The organism is Neobacillus sp. NPDC097160, assembly GCF_044762155.1.
Taxonomy (GTDB): Bacteria; Bacillota; Bacilli; order Bacillales; family Cytobacillaceae; genus Neobacillus.
In genome coordinates, this window is sequence record NZ_JBIWDU010000016.1 from 137,625 (window position 1) to 155,410 (window position 17,786).

Annotated in this window: 16 protein-coding genes and 7 tRNA genes; 18 read left to right on the forward strand and 5 right to left on the reverse strand. The window is 41.5% G+C overall.

What is annotated here, in order from left to right; translation table 11 throughout:
- Nucleotides 1–10 precede the first annotated feature (10 nt).
- The 4 genes from ACIQXV_RS21655 (at nt 11) to cshA (ending at nt 4,985) form a co-directional block, all read left to right on the forward strand.
- Nucleotides 11–1,090 carry a D-alanine--D-alanine ligase gene (locus tag ACIQXV_RS21655; RefSeq protein ID WP_402962017.1) on the forward strand — a complete coding sequence of 360 codons (1,080 nt, stop codon included), beginning with the start codon at nt 11–13 and terminating at the stop codon, nt 1,088–1,090.
- 82 nt (nt 1,091–1,172) lie between these two features.
- The gene (locus tag ACIQXV_RS21660) at nt 1,173–2,552 is read left to right on the forward strand and encodes a UDP-N-acetylmuramoyl-tripeptide--D-alanyl-D-alanine ligase (protein ID WP_402962019.1); all 1,380 of its coding nucleotides are present in this window, start codon (nt 1,173–1,175) and stop codon (nt 2,550–2,552) included.
- Between the two features lie 33 nt (nt 2,553–2,585).
- Nucleotides 2,586–3,275 carry an alpha/beta hydrolase gene (locus ACIQXV_RS21665; protein WP_402962021.1) on the forward strand — a complete coding sequence of 230 codons (690 nt, stop codon included), beginning with the start codon at nt 2,586–2,588 and terminating at the stop codon, nt 3,273–3,275.
- 225 nt (nt 3,276–3,500) lie between these two features.
- Nucleotides 3,501–4,985 carry a degradosome RNA helicase CshA gene (gene cshA / locus ACIQXV_RS21670; protein ID WP_402962022.1) on the forward strand — a complete coding sequence of 495 codons (1,485 nt, stop codon included), beginning with the start codon at nt 3,501–3,503 and terminating at the stop codon, nt 4,983–4,985.
- Between the two features lie 67 nt (nt 4,986–5,052).
- Here the strand turns inward: cshA and ACIQXV_RS21675 are convergent, their stop codons facing one another.
- The 4 genes from ACIQXV_RS21675 to ACIQXV_RS21690 form a co-directional block, all read right to left on the reverse strand.
- Complete coding sequence (locus tag ACIQXV_RS21675) at nt 5,053–6,168, reverse strand: GerAB/ArcD/ProY family transporter (RefSeq protein ID WP_402962024.1); 1,116 nt, start codon at nt 6,166–6,168, stop codon at nt 5,053–5,055.
- 225 nt (nt 6,169–6,393) lie between these two features.
- A complete protein-coding gene (locus tag ACIQXV_RS21680; protein WP_402962026.1) occupies nt 6,394–7,548 on the reverse strand; it encodes a Ger(x)C family spore germination protein in 1,155 nt (384 codons plus the stop codon).
- Complete coding sequence (locus ACIQXV_RS21685) at nt 7,548–9,098, reverse strand: spore germination protein (RefSeq protein ID WP_402962027.1); 1,551 nt, start codon at nt 9,096–9,098, stop codon at nt 7,548–7,550. The genes ACIQXV_RS21680 and ACIQXV_RS21685 overlap by 1 nt, the downstream gene beginning before the upstream one ends.
- 152 nt (nt 9,099–9,250) lie before the next feature.
- Complete coding sequence (locus ACIQXV_RS21690) at nt 9,251–9,979, reverse strand: rhomboid family intramembrane serine protease (protein ID WP_402962029.1); 729 nt, start codon at nt 9,977–9,979, stop codon at nt 9,251–9,253.
- Nucleotides 9,980–10,072: 93 nt separating this feature from the next.
- Between ACIQXV_RS21690 and acpS the strand changes: the two genes are divergently transcribed.
- The 6 genes from acpS to ACIQXV_RS21720 all read left to right on the forward strand — a co-directional run bounded on the left by acpS (nt 10,073) and on the right by ACIQXV_RS21720 (nt 16,119).
- Complete coding sequence (gene acpS / locus ACIQXV_RS21695) at nt 10,073–10,423, forward strand: holo-ACP synthase (RefSeq protein ID WP_402962031.1); 351 nt, start codon at nt 10,073–10,075, stop codon at nt 10,421–10,423.
- Between the two features lie 202 nt (nt 10,424–10,625).
- Complete coding sequence (locus ACIQXV_RS21700; protein WP_402962032.1) at nt 10,626–11,639, forward strand: outer membrane lipoprotein-sorting protein; 1,014 nt, start codon at nt 10,626–10,628, stop codon at nt 11,637–11,639.
- A 94-nt stretch (nt 11,640–11,733) separates the two neighbouring features.
- Nucleotides 11,734–12,897 (forward strand): alanine racemase, encoded by a 1,164-nt coding sequence (gene alr, locus ACIQXV_RS21705; RefSeq protein WP_402962034.1) that lies wholly within the window; start codon nt 11,734–11,736, stop codon nt 12,895–12,897.
- Nucleotides 12,898–13,158: 261 nt separating this feature from the next.
- Complete coding sequence (locus ACIQXV_RS21710; RefSeq protein WP_166243318.1) at nt 13,159–13,440, forward strand: CopG family ribbon-helix-helix protein; 282 nt, start codon at nt 13,159–13,161, stop codon at nt 13,438–13,440.
- Nucleotides 13,441–13,444: 4 nt separating this feature from the next.
- Complete coding sequence (gene ndoA, locus ACIQXV_RS21715) at nt 13,445–13,795, forward strand: type II toxin-antitoxin system endoribonuclease NdoA (RefSeq protein ID WP_007083556.1); 351 nt, start codon at nt 13,445–13,447, stop codon at nt 13,793–13,795.
- Between the two features lie 143 nt (nt 13,796–13,938).
- Nucleotides 13,939–16,119: a Tex family protein gene (locus ACIQXV_RS21720; RefSeq protein ID WP_402962036.1), complete on the forward strand. Its 2,181-nt coding sequence runs from the start codon at nt 13,939–13,941 to the stop codon at nt 16,117–16,119.
- A 77-nt stretch (nt 16,120–16,196) separates the two neighbouring features.
- Here the strand turns inward: ACIQXV_RS21720 and cmpA are convergent, their stop codons facing one another.
- On the reverse strand, nt 16,197–16,310 hold the full coding sequence (cmpA, locus tag ACIQXV_RS21725) for a cortex morphogenetic protein CmpA (protein ID WP_007083554.1): 114 nt from the start codon (nt 16,308–16,310) through the stop codon (nt 16,197–16,199).
- Between the two features lie 97 nt (nt 16,311–16,407).
- On the opposite strand from cmpA, the gene ACIQXV_RS21730 reads away from it, so the two are divergent.
- From ACIQXV_RS21730 to ACIQXV_RS21765, 8 genes are all read left to right on the forward strand, one after another.
- Nucleotides 16,408–16,881 carry a SprT family protein gene (locus ACIQXV_RS21730; protein WP_402962038.1) on the forward strand — a complete coding sequence of 158 codons (474 nt, stop codon included), beginning with the start codon at nt 16,408–16,410 and terminating at the stop codon, nt 16,879–16,881.
- A 109-nt stretch (nt 16,882–16,990) separates the two neighbouring features.
- Nucleotides 16,991–17,065 (forward strand) — tRNA-Asn (locus ACIQXV_RS21735).
- 3 nt (nt 17,066–17,068) lie between these two features.
- Nucleotides 17,069–17,159, forward strand: a tRNA-Ser gene (locus tag ACIQXV_RS21740).
- 10 nt (nt 17,160–17,169) lie between these two features.
- Nucleotides 17,170–17,241: transfer RNA gene (locus ACIQXV_RS21745), tRNA-Glu, on the forward strand.
- Between the two features lie 58 nt (nt 17,242–17,299).
- Nucleotides 17,300–17,374 (forward strand) — tRNA-Gln (locus ACIQXV_RS21750).
- Between the two features lie 30 nt (nt 17,375–17,404).
- Nucleotides 17,405–17,489 (forward strand) — tRNA-Leu (locus tag ACIQXV_RS21755).
- Nucleotides 17,490–17,551: 62 nt separating this feature from the next.
- A tRNA-Leu gene (locus ACIQXV_RS21760) sits at nt 17,552–17,637 on the forward strand.
- A gap of 60 nt (nt 17,638–17,697) precedes the next feature.
- Nucleotides 17,698–17,774 (forward strand) — tRNA-Arg (locus tag ACIQXV_RS21765).
- The last annotated feature ends 12 nt before the right edge of the window (nt 17,775–17,786 follow it).

Here is a 17,786-nt window from a genome sequence, read left to right on the forward strand (position 1 = left end):
AGGTTTTTGTATGAAAACAAAACTAGGTTTATTATATGGAGGGAAATCCGCCGAGCATCAGGTATCTCTGCAGACAGCACTTGCAGTGATTCGAGCATTAGACCTTGAAAAATTTGAAATTCATCCTATTTACATAAATGTTGAAGGCGAGTGGATTAAAGGGCCGCAGTTAAGTGCGCCAGTAGAAAACGTTAAGGCACTTGAATTTTCTAACGCTAATCCATTATCGCCACTATCGCTTGCTCCGGCACTTTTCCAAGCTGAGCAGCAGGAAGCGGCACCGCTTGACGTAATTTTCCCATTGCTTCATGGACCAAATGGCGAAGACGGAACCGTGCAAGGGTTATTGGAATTACTAAACCTGCCATACGTTGGAAACGGCGTTCTTGCTTCAGCAGCTGGAATGGATAAGGTGATGATGAAGAATGTCTTTGCGCAAGCCGGGTTGGCTCAAGTAGATTATGTTGCTTTTATTAAAAGTGAATGGGCCAAGGCGAAGGAAGAGGCATATGCAAAGGTAGAAGAAAATCTCGGGTATCCATGTTTTGTGAAACCTGCCAACCTTGGTTCTAGTGTTGGAATCAGCAAATGTACGAACCGCGCTGAATTAGATACAGCGTTTGTGGAAGCTTTTCAATTTGACCGCAAAGTGATCGTTGAAGAGGGTGTCACGGCCCGTGAAATTGAGATTGCTGTCCTCGGGAACGATGAGCCGGAATGTTCCGTAACGGGTGAGATTGTTCCGAAAAAGGACTTTTATGATTACAAAGCGAAATATGAAGATGGTGATACGGCGCTGATTATTCCTGCCGATGTGACAGAAGAAGAATACGAATGCTTGAAGGAAATGGCGATTCAGGCATTTAAAGCATTGGATTGCTCAGGACTTGTTCGGGCTGATTTCTTCCTGACCAGAGACGGCAAGGCACTAATTAATGAGGTTAATACGATGCCGGGCTTTACTCCGTTTAGTATGTTCCCGCTTTTATGGAAGCACACTGGGGTAGAGTATCCACAATTAATTGAGCGTCTTGTCAATCTTGCAAAAGAAAGACATGCGGAGAAACAAAATATTAAATATACTTTTTAACTGACGAGAGAGTAAGACAACGGAGACACGGCTGAAATGCCGTGTCCATTTACGTTTAATATTGAAAAAGGAGGATATCAACTTGATCAAACGAACATTGAAGCAGATTGCTGAAATGGTTTCTGCAGCCAATACTATCACCCCTTTCGAAGACTTGATCGTTGAGGGGGTTACCATTGATTCCCGAAAAATAAATGCCGGAAATTTGTTTATACCCTTTAAAGGAGAGCAGGTGGACGGCCATAAATATGTAGAGGAATCGATCCGAAAAGGCGCCGTGGCTGCCTTGTGGCAAAAGGATGTCCCAAATCCCCCGGCCGATTTGCCGATTGTCATTGTCGATGACTGTCTTGTTGCGTTACAGGAACTGGCGCGAAAATATCGGAAGGAATTACCTGTTAGAGTGGTTGGGATTACGGGAAGTAATGGGAAAACTACAACGAAGGATATGACTGCCGGTCTTTTATCGATCCAATATAAAGTGCAAAAAACGGAAGGGAACTATAATAACCATATCGGCCTTCCATTAACGGTTTTAGGCTTGAACGAGGATACTGAAATAGCGGTACTCGAGATGGGAATGAGCGGCAGGGGTGAAATTGAATTCCTGACAAAACTTGCCTGTCCCGATGCTGTGGTGATTACCAATATTGGGGAATCACATCTTCTTGATCTTGGGTCAAGGGAAGGAATAGCGGAAGCCAAGCTGGAAATTCTAAAAGGGCTTCGTGAGGAGGGGGTAGCAGTTCTCCATGGTGATGAGCCGCTGTTAATGGAGCGGATCCACCAATATAAAGGAAATATCAATATTCAGACCTTTGGCAGAAAGGAAACCAATGATTTATTTCCAACAGAAATTATTCAATTGGATCAAGGAAACACCTTTATAACCAATCGTTCAGATGAAAGTTTCGATCTTCCTGTTCTGGGTACTCATAATATATTAAATGCGCTTGCATCCATGCTAATCGCTGATTATTTTTCGATTCCATTTGAAAAAATGAATGAAGGCTTAGCAGATATTAAGCTGACAAATATGCGGATGGAGCTGGTCGAAGGGCAGCAAGGGGAAAAAATTATTAATGATGCCTATAATGCCAGTCCTACTTCAATGATGGCTGCCATCGAATTAGTGTCAAATCTTAAAGGATATAATCGGAAAATCCTTGTCCTCGGTGACATGTTAGAACTTGGTCCGGAGGAGGAGCAATACCACCTGCAAATTGGGGAAGGTTTAAGTGCCGATAAAATTGATTTTCTCTTTACTTATGGTGCTCTTGGCGGGGACATCGCGAAAGGTGCAAGGAAGGTCTTAGGCCAACAAAAAGTGTTTGCTTTTACAGATAAGGCAGAACTCATTCAGAAGTTAAAAGCTTTCGTGGATCCAGAAACACTCGTACTTGTGAAAGCATCACGCGGTATGAGGTTAGAGGAAATCGTAACAGAATTACAAAAAGAGTAAAACAATTTGCAATAATTGGCAGGTGTGACACGGATGATTGGCTGCTTACTTATTCATGGCTTTACGGGTGCTCCTTATGAAGTTGAGCCCCTGGCCAAGTATTTACAGGAACGAACGGATTGGCTCTTTAGCGTTCCTACATTGCCAGGGCATGGTGAACCAGATACATTAAAAGGAGTCCGCTATCAAGAGTGGATTGATCATGCCGAGGCGGAATTGAAAAAACTCATTGAAACTTGTGATGTGGTGTATGTAATTGGTTTTTCAATGGGCGGCCTGATTGCCAGTTTTCTTGCCGCCAATTATCCTGTGGACAAGCTGATTCTTTTAAGTGCTGCTGCATACTATATTAATCCAAGGCAGCTTGCAGTCGATATAAAAAAGATTCTTTTCGATTCTTTTCGTGGAAACTTACAAAAGAATGAATTATTTCACCGTTATAAAAGAAAAATAACAGAGACACCTTTAGCTGCAACAATGCAATTCCGCAGGCTAGTTTCTTTTAGTAAGCCGTTCTTAAATCAGGTGAAAGTACCGACGCTGATTGCACAGGGGGATTGTGACGGGATTGTGCCGCCTAAAAGTGCTGAATACTTATACCAAACCATTGGTGCGAAACAGAAAAGGCTCACCTTCATAAAGGATTCGAAACATCATATTTGCCACTGTGAGGAACGAACTGCCCTGTTTTCTCAAGTGATGGACTTTTTGATGGAGCGGTAAAACAATTTTAGAATTGGTCTAAACTTGTCTTTATTGCAAAATGCTATCGAAAGTGGTATGATAATCATCAACGTGTCTTAAGAACGATTAATTAAGGGCATACTCTTTTGGGGAATGTTCTTTTTTTTGGTAAAATAAAGAAGCACCTATTACCGCATTTGATGCGTGTGTATATTCAGCACTATAGTAAAAACATTTTCAAATAGATGAAGGAGAATGAAAACATTGACAAAGTTTGAAGAATTAGGTCTAAGTCAGGCCACTTTAAAAGCTGTCCTCAAAATGGGTTTTGAGGAAGCGACACCAATCCAGGCAGAAACGATTCCATTGAGCCTAGAAAATAAAGATTTGATCGGTCAGGCACAAACAGGAACAGGTAAAACAGCTGCATTTGGGATTCCGTTGGTGGAGAAAGTTGATACGAAAATGGATGCCATCCAAGGGATTATTATTGCTCCAACACGTGAGTTAGCGATTCAAGTATCTGAAGAGCTATACAAAATTGGCTCAGGAAAAAGAGTGCGCGTACTTCCAATTTACGGTGGTCAGGATATCAGCCGTCAAATCCGCTCGTTAAAGAAAGCCCCTCATATTATTGTCGGTACTCCGGGACGTGTTTTAGACCATATTAACAGAAAGACTATGCGTCTTGATACGGTTAACACGGTAATCCTTGATGAAGCAGATGAAATGTTAAACATGGGCTTTATAGAAGACATTGAATCAATCCTTGCTTCTACACCTGATGAGCGACAAACATTACTATTCTCAGCCACCATGCCGGGGCCAATTCAAAGAATGGCAGAAAAGTTCATGAAGGATCCGCAAATCGTTCGTGTTAAAACGAAAGAAATGACTGTTCCTTCGATTGAACAATATTATCTTGAGGTTCAAGAAAGAAATAAATTTGATGTGTTAACAAGACTTTTGGATATTCAATCACCGGAATTGGCGATTGTTTTTGGCCGTACGAAGCGCCGTGTTGATGAATTATCAGAAGCCTTAACATTAAGAGGATATACGGCAGAAGGTATTCATGGCGATTTAAGCCAGGCAAAACGGTTATCTGTCCTTCGTAAGTTTAAAGAAGGAACAATTGATGTCCTTGTTGCAACAGACGTAGCTGCAAGGGGTCTGGATATTTCTGGCGTAACCCATGTATACAACTTTGATATTCCGCAGGATCCTGAAAGCTATGTTCACCGTATTGGACGTACAGGCCGTGCCGGTAAAAAAGGGATTGCCTTAACCTTTATTACACCGCGTGAAAAATCATATCTTGCTGTTGTGGAAAAGACAACAAAACGCAAGATGGAAAAAATGAAGGCTCCTACGCTTGATGAAGCATTAGAAGGCCAGCAAAAAGCAGTTGTGGATAAAATCGTCCAAACGATTGAGTCAAACAATTTACATTATTACAAAGCAGCAGCACAAGAATTGCTGGAAGAAAATGATGCTTCAACTGTTATTGCAGCAGTTTTGAAGATGTTAACAAAAGAACCTGATACCACACCGGTTAAGTTGACAGAAGAGCAGCTTCCGCAAAAGAGAGAAAGAAAACCATTTGACCGCGACCGTCGCAGAAAAGATGATTCTCGAGGTTCTTATGGCGGAGACCGTAACAGAAAAAAAGCACCGGTAAAGCCAAGAAGCGGTGAAAAAAGAACCGGCGGCAAATCATCAAAACCAAGAAGCTATAATCACCAATAATTAGAAAAGCGCAAGCGCTGGACAATTTTCAAAGAAAAGAGCATGGACAACACTGTCCATGCTCTTTTTAGTTGGTTTCTGCCTTTTTCGCAGACCGTTTTTTAATAAAACGTTTTAGGGTGTCCGTGAGTAGATACAAGATTGGGATGCACTCGATAAAATAGGAATAGGCTGCCCATGATTCCGTAAAAAAGCTTGTCAGAGACGATGTGCCGCCTGGCATTTGTAGAGATAAGGCGACCATAACCGCCGCTAACGAAAAGACAAGCGGGCGGTGATCCTTAAGGTGGAATAAGTGAGCAAGTATTTGCACAGAAAGATAAAACATGATGGAAATCTTCAAATAAATGGTTGTTGACCAAATTGATATTAAAAAGGGATCTAAGTTTTCGATAAAATCAGCAATGCGGATATAACGTACCATCTCTAACATTGGATAGGTAGTATGACTGGCTAGATTCGGACCAAAGAGTAATAACAAAAAAACCATAGTGATGATGATGAAAAGCATTGACAGTGAAACAGCCCATATAACTGATGTAAGTGTTTTATTTTTATTGGCTAAATACGGAAAGAGAAAGACCAAGATCACGACCTCTCCAAAAAAGGGAATGGTGTAAAAACTACCCTTATAAATGTTCTGCCAGCTGTGGTTTGTGACAAAGGCCATCCACCTGTCCCATTTTAATTCCTTTCCAATAAAGGCGGTAATTACGATATCGGCCAGGATCACAAGAAAAAATAATCCCTGCGCGGTTCGGAACAACGTAACCACTCCTGAGCGTACTGTTACCGCAACAACGAAGCCAAGTATGATGCCTATAGCCCAGTTCGGTGTTTCGGGCAGATAGGTTTGGACGAAAAAGTCTTCGTATTCTCTTAAAATAAAGGCGCTGATATGGAGGAATGAAAAACAATAGAAACCCATGAAAATGACATGAATCCAATAAGGGAATATTTCCTTTCCGTAATGACTAATAAACTCAGTCGGCCGCCGCTTAGCCAGCTTGATCGTAATAAAAGCGTAAATGCACCCTCCTAAGCCGCCGATCATTAGCACAATCACTGTATCGTATTGGGATAAGTGGATTAAATGCGCAGAAGCGAAACCAACTAGTGTGGAATAAAAGTAAACGATAAGGAAAAGTATCAGTTGATTTTGGGTAATTTGCTCCGTTTTCAAGGAAATCCACCTAACCTAGTAGTTTCTGCTGCAATGGTTTAAAAAAGAATAGGATCAAGTCATTGGGGCTCGGCATTTGCTTAAATACGACCGTGGCAATACAGTACGAAAATGAGACACCCATAATACAAAAAACAATCCAATACGTTCTTTTTTTACGATTCTTTTTCTTTAAATATACCCATTCGTTAAAAAAGATCAGTAGAAAACAAAGTATAATGATGATCATGAATGTAATTCCTTTATCCAAAATGGATTATTTTCACTGCCAGGACGCTTAATCTTCAAATCAACATGGATATTTAGCTTCACTTTATCTTGATAAATGGCAGGCCAATCCTTTTTGGATTTTTCCCATATTTTTGGTTTATGCCATGATAAGTATTCACCAAATTGAAAAACATCTGCTTTTACCTTTTTAGAGACGTTAAATGCTGCTTCGATGCGGTCCTTAATTTCCTTTTCGGCTATTCGTTCCAATTGATAGATATTTTTTGGTTTCGATAAATCAATGTTAGATTGTGATTCTGAAATATCATCTTCTGCCGTAACATATACATTAAATGTGTATGGTTCCTTTTTAGATGGGCGGATTTTCGTATGTGCCTGTAAGACTAATAAACTAATAAGCTTCCCATCGGTGGGGGATTTTATCGTTACCGCAGCCTTACTTATCGAGTTCCGCAGCCATAATGCTCCGCGTCCTTCACTCGGAGTTAATTTGCCGACCATTTTATAGTTTTGAAATAGTGCCATTCCTCCGGTGCCAACCCACAATTTATTCTTCCCTTTCTCACTAAGCATTTTCTTCCTTTTTTTAGTTAAAAGCCCTGTGATCATATCGCCATTTTCCGTTTCAAGGAAGTCTTTTGGAGTGGTATATAACGTCACTTTATTTTGGGTAAATCTCCGGATGATTTCTCCGGGATATGCTTCGAAAACCGGAACTAATTCTTCGATATCTTTGGCTTTTCCCGGTGCAACCAAAATGGCATTATTGATGTTTAATTTCGGTTCGCGGACAATGAACTCTAAAATATGTCCAATGCCTTCCTTGGCCATTTCCTCGCTGATGACAATCACTCTTGTATGCCCCCAGCTGAGTTCTCGCGATTGATCTGCCTGCATTTTTTGATAAGCATCTGTCACGGTTTTTCCTGTACTTGACAATTGGGCATACGGATTCCCGCCCGATGCCCCGGCGCTCCCTGGAATCAATCGTTGGGGAAGTGGAAATGACAGCGTTATTTCCATTTCCCCATTTGTACTTTTGTCAACGTACATGGTTTCGATGAAAGCCCGCTTATTGACTTCGACACTTGACCAGCATCCTGATAATACTAATGTACACATGACGATTAACCATTTTAACGTTTTCATTAATCTTCATCATCCTCAGGAAATGAGTTTTTAATCGTTAACCGATTTTTATCGGCAGCTCCGGCAAACGATGGTCGTCGTTTCAATAACCACCATGGAGCGCGTACAAACGTATCCTTTAAATCGCTAGTCTTAAGCGGCGCTGTAGGGGAAAGATATGGTTGGCCAAATGAACTTAGATGTACTACGTGTACATAGATCAGAAGCGAGCCAATCATCAATCCGAAGATGCCGAATGTACCTGATAAAATCATGATTGGGAAGCGGAGCAGCCGAATGGAGAACGCTAAATCATAGCCAGGAATGATAAAGGAGGCAATTCCTGTCAGCGAGACAATGATCACCATCGGTGCCGATACAATTCCTGCCTGTACCGCAGCTTGTCCGATCACCAAGGCGCCAAGAACGCCAATGGCCTGACCGACCGCTTTCGGCGTGCGGACTCCGGCTTCACGCAAGGCTTCAAACGCTAATTCCATAATAAATGCTTCCACAATGGCAGGGAATGGCACAAATTCTCGAGACGCAGCCACAGAAATTAATAATTTGGTCGGAATCATTTCCGTATGAAAGGTCGTAACCGCGATATAGAAAGATGGGAAAAGCAGTGAAACGACTAAAAAGGCATAGCGAAGCAGGCGGACCACGCTAGTTAAAATATAGCGTTGATAATAATCCTCTGCTGATTGAAGGAACATATAAAAGGTAACAGGTACGATCAGTGGAATCGGTGTTCCATCTACAAAAATAACTACTCTTCCTTCTAATAGGGCTGCAGCAGCGACATCAGGACGCTCCGTTTTTTGCGATTGCGGAAACGGTGATAGTGGCCAATCATCGATACACTCTTCGATATAGCTGCTTGCTAATACACCATCCATTTCAATTCGGTTTATTCTTCGTTTAACATCTGCGAGTAACTCTTCTTTGCATAGCCCTTCAATATAACTAATCATGACCTTCGTTTTGGTATATCTTCCAATCAGCAGCTGTTCCATTTTTAAATCAGGAGACTTAATTTTTCGACGGATCATGGTAATATTTGTATGGATATCCTCGACAAATGCTTCTCTTGGACCTCTAATGACGTTCTCATTAGCTGTTTCACTTACTGCTCGCTTTTCAACGCTCGTTAGTGGAATGGCAAGCATTCGACTGTCACCTTCGAAAAAGATGATGATCTTTCCGTCTAAGACAAGGTCTGTTGCCTCCTTCATATCGGTGAGAATACTGGTACACATCGTACTGATCGATTGTAGATCAAGTATTTTATGAAGTAATTCCTTCTGTGATGAAGCGAAATGAGGTGAAACAATATACTTTAATACCTGCTCGTCGAATACCTCTTGGTCAACCATGCACTGTATAAAAACAATTCCGCAGCGGGTTTGATTAGCCGTTATTTCATGAAAACTTATATCATCACTTTTCTGAAAGGTATTTTTAAACCATTTCAATCTAACATCATAATCCTCGCCAAGAAACACTTGATGATCGGAGGTTTCCTTTGAAGGCTGCGCCTGCTTTTTGGACTTTGAGAAAATCGACATACCGCTTCACTCCACGAAGTTTTTGTTAGATTTCCCATATTTTAATAAATTTATTTTTTATAGAAAAATTTATTATCGTGGTTACTGAAAGGTATTTCAGGGGAACGAAAAACAGGTACAGCACCGAAAAATAATTTCGGGTGCTATACCTGTTATCTTTGTGAAAAAAAACCGAGAATAGCAACGATGATAATCGCTGCCCAGATGAAAACTTTTAATGGGGATTGAAAGGAAATGCTTTTCTTCCGGTTGCCGGCCCAGTTTGCTGTGCTTTTAATGGAGTCCGAAAGATCTTTTTTATTATAATAAGGAATCGCTCCTAGTAAGAAGCCGCCAAGTAAGCCAAACAGATGGGCGGTAATATTTATATTTGGCTGTAAAAAGGTCATAATTAAGCTGACCACACAAAGAGTTAGGATAATTTGTGAGTTCTGCTTGGACAGCATATGTTTCCGAAAGATAATAATCGCAATATAATAACCGAAAAGCCCAAAGATGGCACCACTTGAGCCTACATGTGTATAGGTTAACGGCTCGAGCAACAAGGTGGCGACATTAGCAATCAGTCCGGATAGGAGATAAATGAATAAAAATCTGCCGCTGCCAAGCATGCGCTCTAGTGCCGGCCCAAATAAAACAAGGGAAAAACTATTAAACAGCATATGAGCAAAACCGCTGTGCATAAACGTTGGGGTAATCAGCCGCCAAAATTCCCCTTCCATAATATAAAGATTGACGCCGGAAAAGTTTTCAAAGAACCAATAGTTTGGGAAGATTGGAAATACGGTTAAAAGATATAATACTAAGTGAATGGCAACAATAATAGAAACCATTGGATAAAAGCGGATAAATTCACGAAAGCTTTCGGTTCTTGTAAACAAGATTAAAACCTCCTCTCACATACCATGATAAACAGAATTTCTGTATTGTACACTATTATGCAAAAGATATTTTAAATAGAAGGAAGATGAACGATGATTAAAGGGATTGGTATTGATATTATTGAACTTTCAAGAGTTCGGGAACTCATCACTAGACAAAGCAAATTTGTCGACCGGATCTTAACGATGAATGAAAAAAATAGGTTTGAGGAATTATCCGATGTGAGAAAGGTGGAATTTTTAGCAGGAAGATTTGCGGCGAAGGAGGCTTTTTCCAAAGCGATGGGTTCAGGAATAGGGAAAGAACTGTCCTTTTTAGATATTGAAATTGAAACGGACGCCTTCGGAAAGCCTTTGATTGCAATGCCAAAGCTGCAGGCGCATCTTTCCATCTCCCACAGCAGGGAGTATGCCGTCGCACAAGTTATCATAGAGGAAAATTAAACTTCGAGAAATTGTCTAGTTTCAGCATCTAGTCAAGGTGCTTACACTTTTTTGATAACCTTTTTCGCATATTCCCCTAGGTTGTCTCATATATTCATAGGGAAATAGGAGAGACAAGGTCAGCATGGTTAGATTGAAGCCTGATTCCTGCCTTTCTCTTCTTTGATTATCATATGAAATGAGACAAGAAGGGGTTGAAGGAATGAGGAAAAAGTGGTTGCTCCTTATGACGGGGTTGATGGTTATCTTAATGCTCGCTGCCTGTGGCTCAAAGTCACAAGACGATGTGGTGAAGGAGTTAAAGGGGAAACAGAGTGACTTAGCCAGCTATAAGGTGAATGCAAAAATGACGTTAAAAATGGGGTCTGATTCACAGGTGTATAACGTAGAAATCTGGCATAAGGATCCTACTTTCTATCGCGTCAATTTGAAAAATGCAGAAAAAGATCAAAGCCAAATGATTTTGCGAAATGACCAAGGGGTATTTGTTCTTACTCCAGCATTGAATAAGAGTTTCCGTTTTCAAAGCGATTGGCCGCAAAACAGCAGCCAAGCCTATTTGTACGAATCGTTGATTAAAGATATTGTTGCGGATAAAGAGGCCAAGTTCTCTTCGACAAAAGACCATTATATATTTGAAACGAAAACCCGCTATCAAAACAATAGCATGCTTCCATTCCAAGAAATTAAGCTGAATAAAAGTGATTTGTCACCCGCTGTTGTAAAAGTGATGGATCCTGACCGAAATGCCCTTGTGACGGTCGTGTTTACGAAAGTTCAGTTTAAAGCGGATTTTGACAAGGACGATTTCGATATGAAAAAGAATATGACACGTGCCCAGCTTAATTTACCGGCAATGGCGAATGGCGGCGATCAATCCTTTACCGTTATGTATCCGACCTATGAGCTTAAAGGGACAAAGCTCGTGGGAGAAAAACCGGTCACGATTGAAGATGGGAAAAGGGTTGTTCTCACGTATGACGGCAAAAAATCTTTTACACTTGTCCAGGAAAAAGTAACCGCGAAGGCTGCCTCCGCCACTCCGACCAATATGGAAGGTGATATCGTCGATTTAGGTGTGACAATTGGGGCGGTGTCCGATCACTCCCTTTCATGGTCAAACGACGGGGTTGATTACATGATTGCCTCGAAAAACCTAACCAGGGCAGAAATGATTGAGATTGCAAAATCAGTTCAAGGTGAGGCAGTAAAATAATCCTAAACTACGAACAGGCTCTTATTAAAAGGGCCTGTTTTTTTAATTTTATGGTAAAATAAATGATGTTCAAATCGAATTAGGAAGTGGAAGTATGGAAGAACAAGGATATTTCTATCGTGATACCTGGTCAGAGATCGATTTAGATTGTATTGCTGAAAATGTCACCTCTGTAAAAAGACAGTTACCGCAAGGAGTCGATGTCATTGCGGTTGTAAAGGCAAATGCCTACGGTCACGGGGATATACAAGTCGCGGAAACGGCGCTTGCTTCAGGGGCGTCATACTTGGCAGTTGCTTTTATGGATGAAGCGATTGCACTAAGGAATAAAGGAATTAAAGCTCCGATTCTTGTCTTAGGTGCATCAAGGCCTGAGGATGTAAAAGCCGCAGCAGAATTTACTATTACCCTTACTGTTTTTCAGAAGGAATGGCTTGAGAAAGCGCAAGAATACTTATTGACGGATGAGTGTGTATCATTGCACATCAAAGTAGATACAGGCATGGGCAGGCTTGGCGTTCGGAGCAGCGAAGAATTAAAGTCCGTCGAGCAAATGATCTTAGCGGATGAACGTTTCCAGTTAGAAGGGATCTATACGCATTTTGCCACGGCGGATGCGCTGGATGATACCTATTTCCGACAGCAACTAGCATTATTTGAAACAATCATAAGCGCACTAACAAAACGGCCAAAGTATGTTCATTCCAGCAATAGCGCGGCAGCCATTCGTTTCCCTAAATCCTATTTTAATGCGGTCAGGCTGGGAATTGCCATGTATGGCTTGACGCCATCTATCGAAATGGAAAAGGAAATTCCTTTCCCATTAAGGGAAGCATTCTCATTACAATCCCGGCTTGTCCATGTGAAAAAGCTCCAAAAGGGCGATAAAGTAAGTTACGGGGCAACCTACGAAAGTGATCAAGAAGAGTGGATTGGCACGATTCCAATTGGCTATGCAGACGGATGGATCCGTAAGCTGCAAGGTCAGGAAGTGCTAGTGGGCGGAAAGCGCTCGACGATCGTTGGCAGGATCTGTATGGATCAATGTATGGTGCGTCTCCCCTCATATATGCCGATTGGGACAAAGGTCACATTAATTGGCCGGCAGGAGGATCAATTCATATCGGTTAATGAAATTGCCGCTAAACTTGAAACGATTAATTATGAAGTGCCATGTATTATTACAAATCGGGTTCCCCGGATATATAAAAAAGGCGGAAAAATTGTCGATATAAAAAATTATCTTCTTAACAATTAGCAGGCGTAAATAGAGAAATTAGAACATATTTATGTTATTGCGGTAATTAGTGCATAAAAGCATCTTTTATTGGCTTATAATACAGTAGAAATATTTAGTCTATGATTTGGGCTCGATTAGTGTTATTATTAAAATTGGTACAGATAAAACTCGTCGAATGGCGTGCTGTAAGGGCCGCTTCATGAGGCGATATATTTATGCGTCAGAATGAATTTCTGGTTAGCTAAAAATGGTGTGTAGTGATGGTGGAGGTGTATGTTTGTGTCTGAATCCGGCGCAACTACGGAAATCTTAGTGAAGTTACCGCAACATCTTTTAACTGAGTTAGATGGTTTCGTTAAGCAAGAAAATGTAAACCGAAGCGAGTTTATTTACCAAGCAACAAAAATGTATTTGCGCGAACGAAAAAAGAGACAAATTCGCGAGTCGATGAGACGTGGATACATGGAAATGGCAAAAATAAATCTTAGAATTGCATCAGAAGCATTTCTGGCAGAATATGAGGCAGAACATACTGTAGAACGTCTTGTAAGCGGAGGATAAACCTTTGATTGTCAAGCGTGGTGACGTATATTTCGCGGACCTATCCCCAGTTGTTGGTTCTGAACAAGGCGGCGTCCGTCCTGTACTTGTCATCCAAAACGACATCGGGAATCGGTTTAGTCCCACAGTGATTGTTGCTGCGATTACAGCTCAAATTCAAAAAGCCAAGCTTCCTACACATGTAGAAATTGATGCGAAGCGCTACGGTTTTGAACGAGATTCGGTCATTCTGTTAGAGCAGATTCGTACAATTGATAAGCAGCGGTTAACCGATAAAATCACTCATCTCGATGACGAAATGATGGAGAAAGTGGATGAAGCCTTGCAGGTAAGCTTAGGTCTCATCGAATTTTAGCTTTTAAGTACGCTCTTTTAAAAAAGAGCGTTTTTTCATACATACCTGACCTCATTTTTAAATTCTGCCTATGAGCAAGCTAATCTAGCTTGCTTTTCTTTTTTGTGACCTATTTATAATTTTGGTACAATATAGTAAAACGAATGGAGGGACCTTTTGTGAATGATACAGTCGTAAAAGATGATCAGCTATTAAGTAAAATAGCCGCTGAGCAGGCGATATCATATAAACAAGTGAAGAGTGTTATTTCATTATTGAATGAAGGAAATACAGTTCCCTTTATTGCCCGCTATCGGAAGGAAATGACGGGCGCGCTTGATGAGGTGCAAATTCGAAATGTTTTAGAACGTTGGCAGTATATTCAAAACCTTGAACAAAGAAAAGAAGAGGTCTTACGGATTATTGCTGAGCAGGGCAAATTAACAGACGAGCTAAGTAAAAGTATTACAAAGGCAGAAAAACTTCAAGAGGTAGAAGATTTATATCGGCCTTATAAGCAAAAAAGGCGGACAAAAGCAACTGTCGCCAAGGAAAAAGGGCTGGAACCATTTGCTGAATGGCTGATGACTTTTCCTAAGGAGAACATCGATGAAAAAGCAAAGCAATTTTTAATGGAAGAAGTTCTTGCGGTTAATGAAGCGATTGCTGGTGCTAAAGATATCATCGCAGAATGGGTTTCAGATGATGCCGAAAGCCGTAAATGGATTAGGAAAGAGACCTTTAAATCGGGTACAGTGGCATCCGTTGTGAAAGAAGCGGAAAAAGACGAGAAAAACGTTTACGAAATGTACTATGAATATGAAGAACCGGTAAACAAAATCGTTCCCCATCGAACACTAGCTTTAAATCGCGGTGAAAAAGAAGATATTTTAAGGGTCGGGATTAAAATGAATGCCGATCTCATCCTGTCCTATCTATCGCGAAAATGGATCCGCAATCAGCACTCGCCGGCAGCTCCCATTGTGTTAGAGGCGATGGAAGATAGTTATAAAAGATTGATTCAGCCATCGATTGAACGGGAAATCCGCAGTGAACTAACGGAAAAGGGCGAAGAACAAGCGATACATATATTCTCTGAAAATCTACGCAATTTACTGTTGCAGCCGCCGTTAAAAGGAAAAGTGGTCATCGGTGTCGACCCTGCATACCGTACAGGCTGTAAGCTGGCGGTAGTAGATGAGACAGGGAAAGTCTTGAAAATTGACGTGATTTATCCGCACCCGCCGGTTTCAAAAACAAAAGAAGCACGCGAAAAGTTTATTAAAATACTGCGCGAATATAAAGTGGAAATGGCTGCGATCGGAAATGGTACGGCTTCAAGAGAAACGGAACAGTTTGTCGCTGATATATTAAAAGAAATGGATGAGGAAATTTTCTATTTAATCGTCAATGAAGCGGGTGCCAGCGTTTATTCTGCTTCGGACCTTGCCAGAGAAGAGTTTCCTAACTTCCAGGTCGAGGAAAGAAGTGCAGTCTCGATTGCCCGCCGCTTGCAGGACCCGCTTGCTGAATTAGTGAAAATAGACCCAAAATCAGTTGGAGTCGGTCAATATCAGCATGACGTTTCTCAAAAGCGGCTATCAGAATCCTTGCATTTTGTTGTCGAAACGGCGGTTAACAGAGTTGGCGTTAATGTGAATACGGCTTCCTCCTCGCTTTTACAGTATGTAGCGGGGCTAAATAAAACGGCCGCGAACAATATCGTGAAAAAGCGTGAAGAAGAAGGGAAATTTACGAGCAGAGTTCAATTGAAAAAAGTGCCGCGCCTTGGTGCAAAAACTTTTGAGCAGGCAATCGGCTTTTTGCGTGTCTTGGATGGAAAGCAGCCCCTTGACCGAACGGGAATTCACCCAGAAAACTACGATGAAGTGAAAAAAATATTGTCCAGCCTGGGCTTTACCGGTAATGACTTGGGGACGGAAGAGTTAATGACGGCGCTTAATGGTCTTAATTTAAAGGCTGTTTCTGAAGAGCTCTCAATCGGTGAATTAACTTTAAAGGATATTATTGATGCGTTAGTTAGACCTGAAAGAGATCCGCGCGATGATTTGCCGCGCCCGCTTCTGAAAAAGGATGTCTTAAAGTTAGAGGATTTAAAAGCTGGAATGGAACTGCAAGGAACGGTTCGAAATGTTGTCGACTTTGGTGCATTTGTGGATATTGGCGTAAAGCAGGATGGGCTTGTTCATATTTCTAAACTTAGCAATCGATTTGTGAAACATCCGTTAGACATTGTCTCTGTTGGTGATGTTGTCACGGTTTGGGTGGACTCAGTTGATATGAAAAAAGGCCGCGTCGCCTTAACCATGCTGCCGCCATCATAGAATTACGGAAAGCGCCTTTGATTCGGTATACAGCATTCTCCGAATTAAAGGCGCATTACTTACTGGGAACACTGCTTCTAAGAGCAGTGTTTTTTTCTGTAAAAAAACCAGCACTGATTTAACAGTTTGATCTGATAGCGGTCCTTCTCATAAAAAGCCCTTTTCATTTGGTTTTGCAACCAAGTTGGCATAAGGAAAACCTCCCGAAAAGTTCAACATTCTAAAGGTATATACAATATATGCTATAATAGGTTGTCACGTTCGCACGGAAGGTGAGGGATCCCTAAAATGGAACAAAAAGATCTTCAATTAGTGGTTGAAAAGATATCTGTTGATTTATTTGGAAAACTGTTTAAGCATAAAGCGTCGTTCAATCCACGATTAAGATCGACGGGAGGAAGATACCTTCTAGGTACACACAATATTGAAATCAATAAAAAGTATTTAGAGCAGCTCGGCGAAAAGGAATTAGTCGGAATCATAAAGCACGAGTTATGTCATTATCACCTGCATCTAGAAGGGAAAGGGTATCAGCATAAAGATCAAGACTTTAAACTTTTGCTTAAAAAGACAGGAGCCCCTCGCTATTGCGCACAACTTCCCGATAGAAAGGTAAAGCGTTCCTCAAAGAAGATACTTTTATATCAATGCACAGAATGCCAGCTTTCTTATAATCGGAAAAGAAGTATTGATACTAGTAGATATGTTTGCGGGAAATGCAGAGGCAAATTAACGAAGATTAAAGAAATAACCTTGGAATAACGTCAGATTTTGGAAGGCTTTTTTATCGAAAAACTATATTGACTTTCTGTTATTTCGTCATTATAATGGTAAGAGTCGATAGGGCAATAGCCTTATTGTATGATATTATTCCGCAGTAGCTCAGTGGTAGAGCTATCGGCTGTTAACCGATCGGTCGTAGGTTCGAGTCCTACCTGCGGAGCCATATGGGGAAGTACTCAAGAGGCTGAAGAGGCGCCCCTGCTAAGGGTGTAGGTCGGGTAACCGGCGCGAGGGTTCAAATCCCTCCTTCTCTGCCATAACAAATCTGGCCCCTTGGTCAAGCGGTTAAGACACCGCCCTTTCACGGCGGTAACACGGGTTCGAATCCCGTAGGGGTCATCAGGGATGGGGAGTGACTTTGATTCATTTCCTGTTTCTTATTCATTATGAATATCATTGGGCTATAGCCAAGCGGTAAGGCATCGCACTTTGACTGCGACATGCGTTGGTTCAAATCCAGCTAGCCCAGCCATTTCTTTTAATGAGTTATAAATATTAACATGCGGGTGTGGCGGAATTGGCAGACGCACCAGACTTAGGATCTGGCGCCGCAAGGCGTGGGGGTTCGACTCCCTTCACCCGCACCAAATGTTTCCACTTGTCATATGTTGATTGGTATGTTATGATTAATTTTGTCGCTAATTTATATGCGGTCGTGGCGGAATGGCAGACGCGCTAGGTTGAGGGCCTAGTGGGGGCAACCCCGTGGAGGTTCAAGTCCTCTCGGCCGCACCAAAAAACTTATTGACAAACCAAATTGATTGTGATAAACTTTAAAAGTTGGTTTCAAATAATGCGCCCGTAGCTCAATTGGATAGAGCGTCTGACTACGGATCAGAAGGTTGTGGATTCGACTTCTTCCGGGCGCGCCATATAAACGGGAA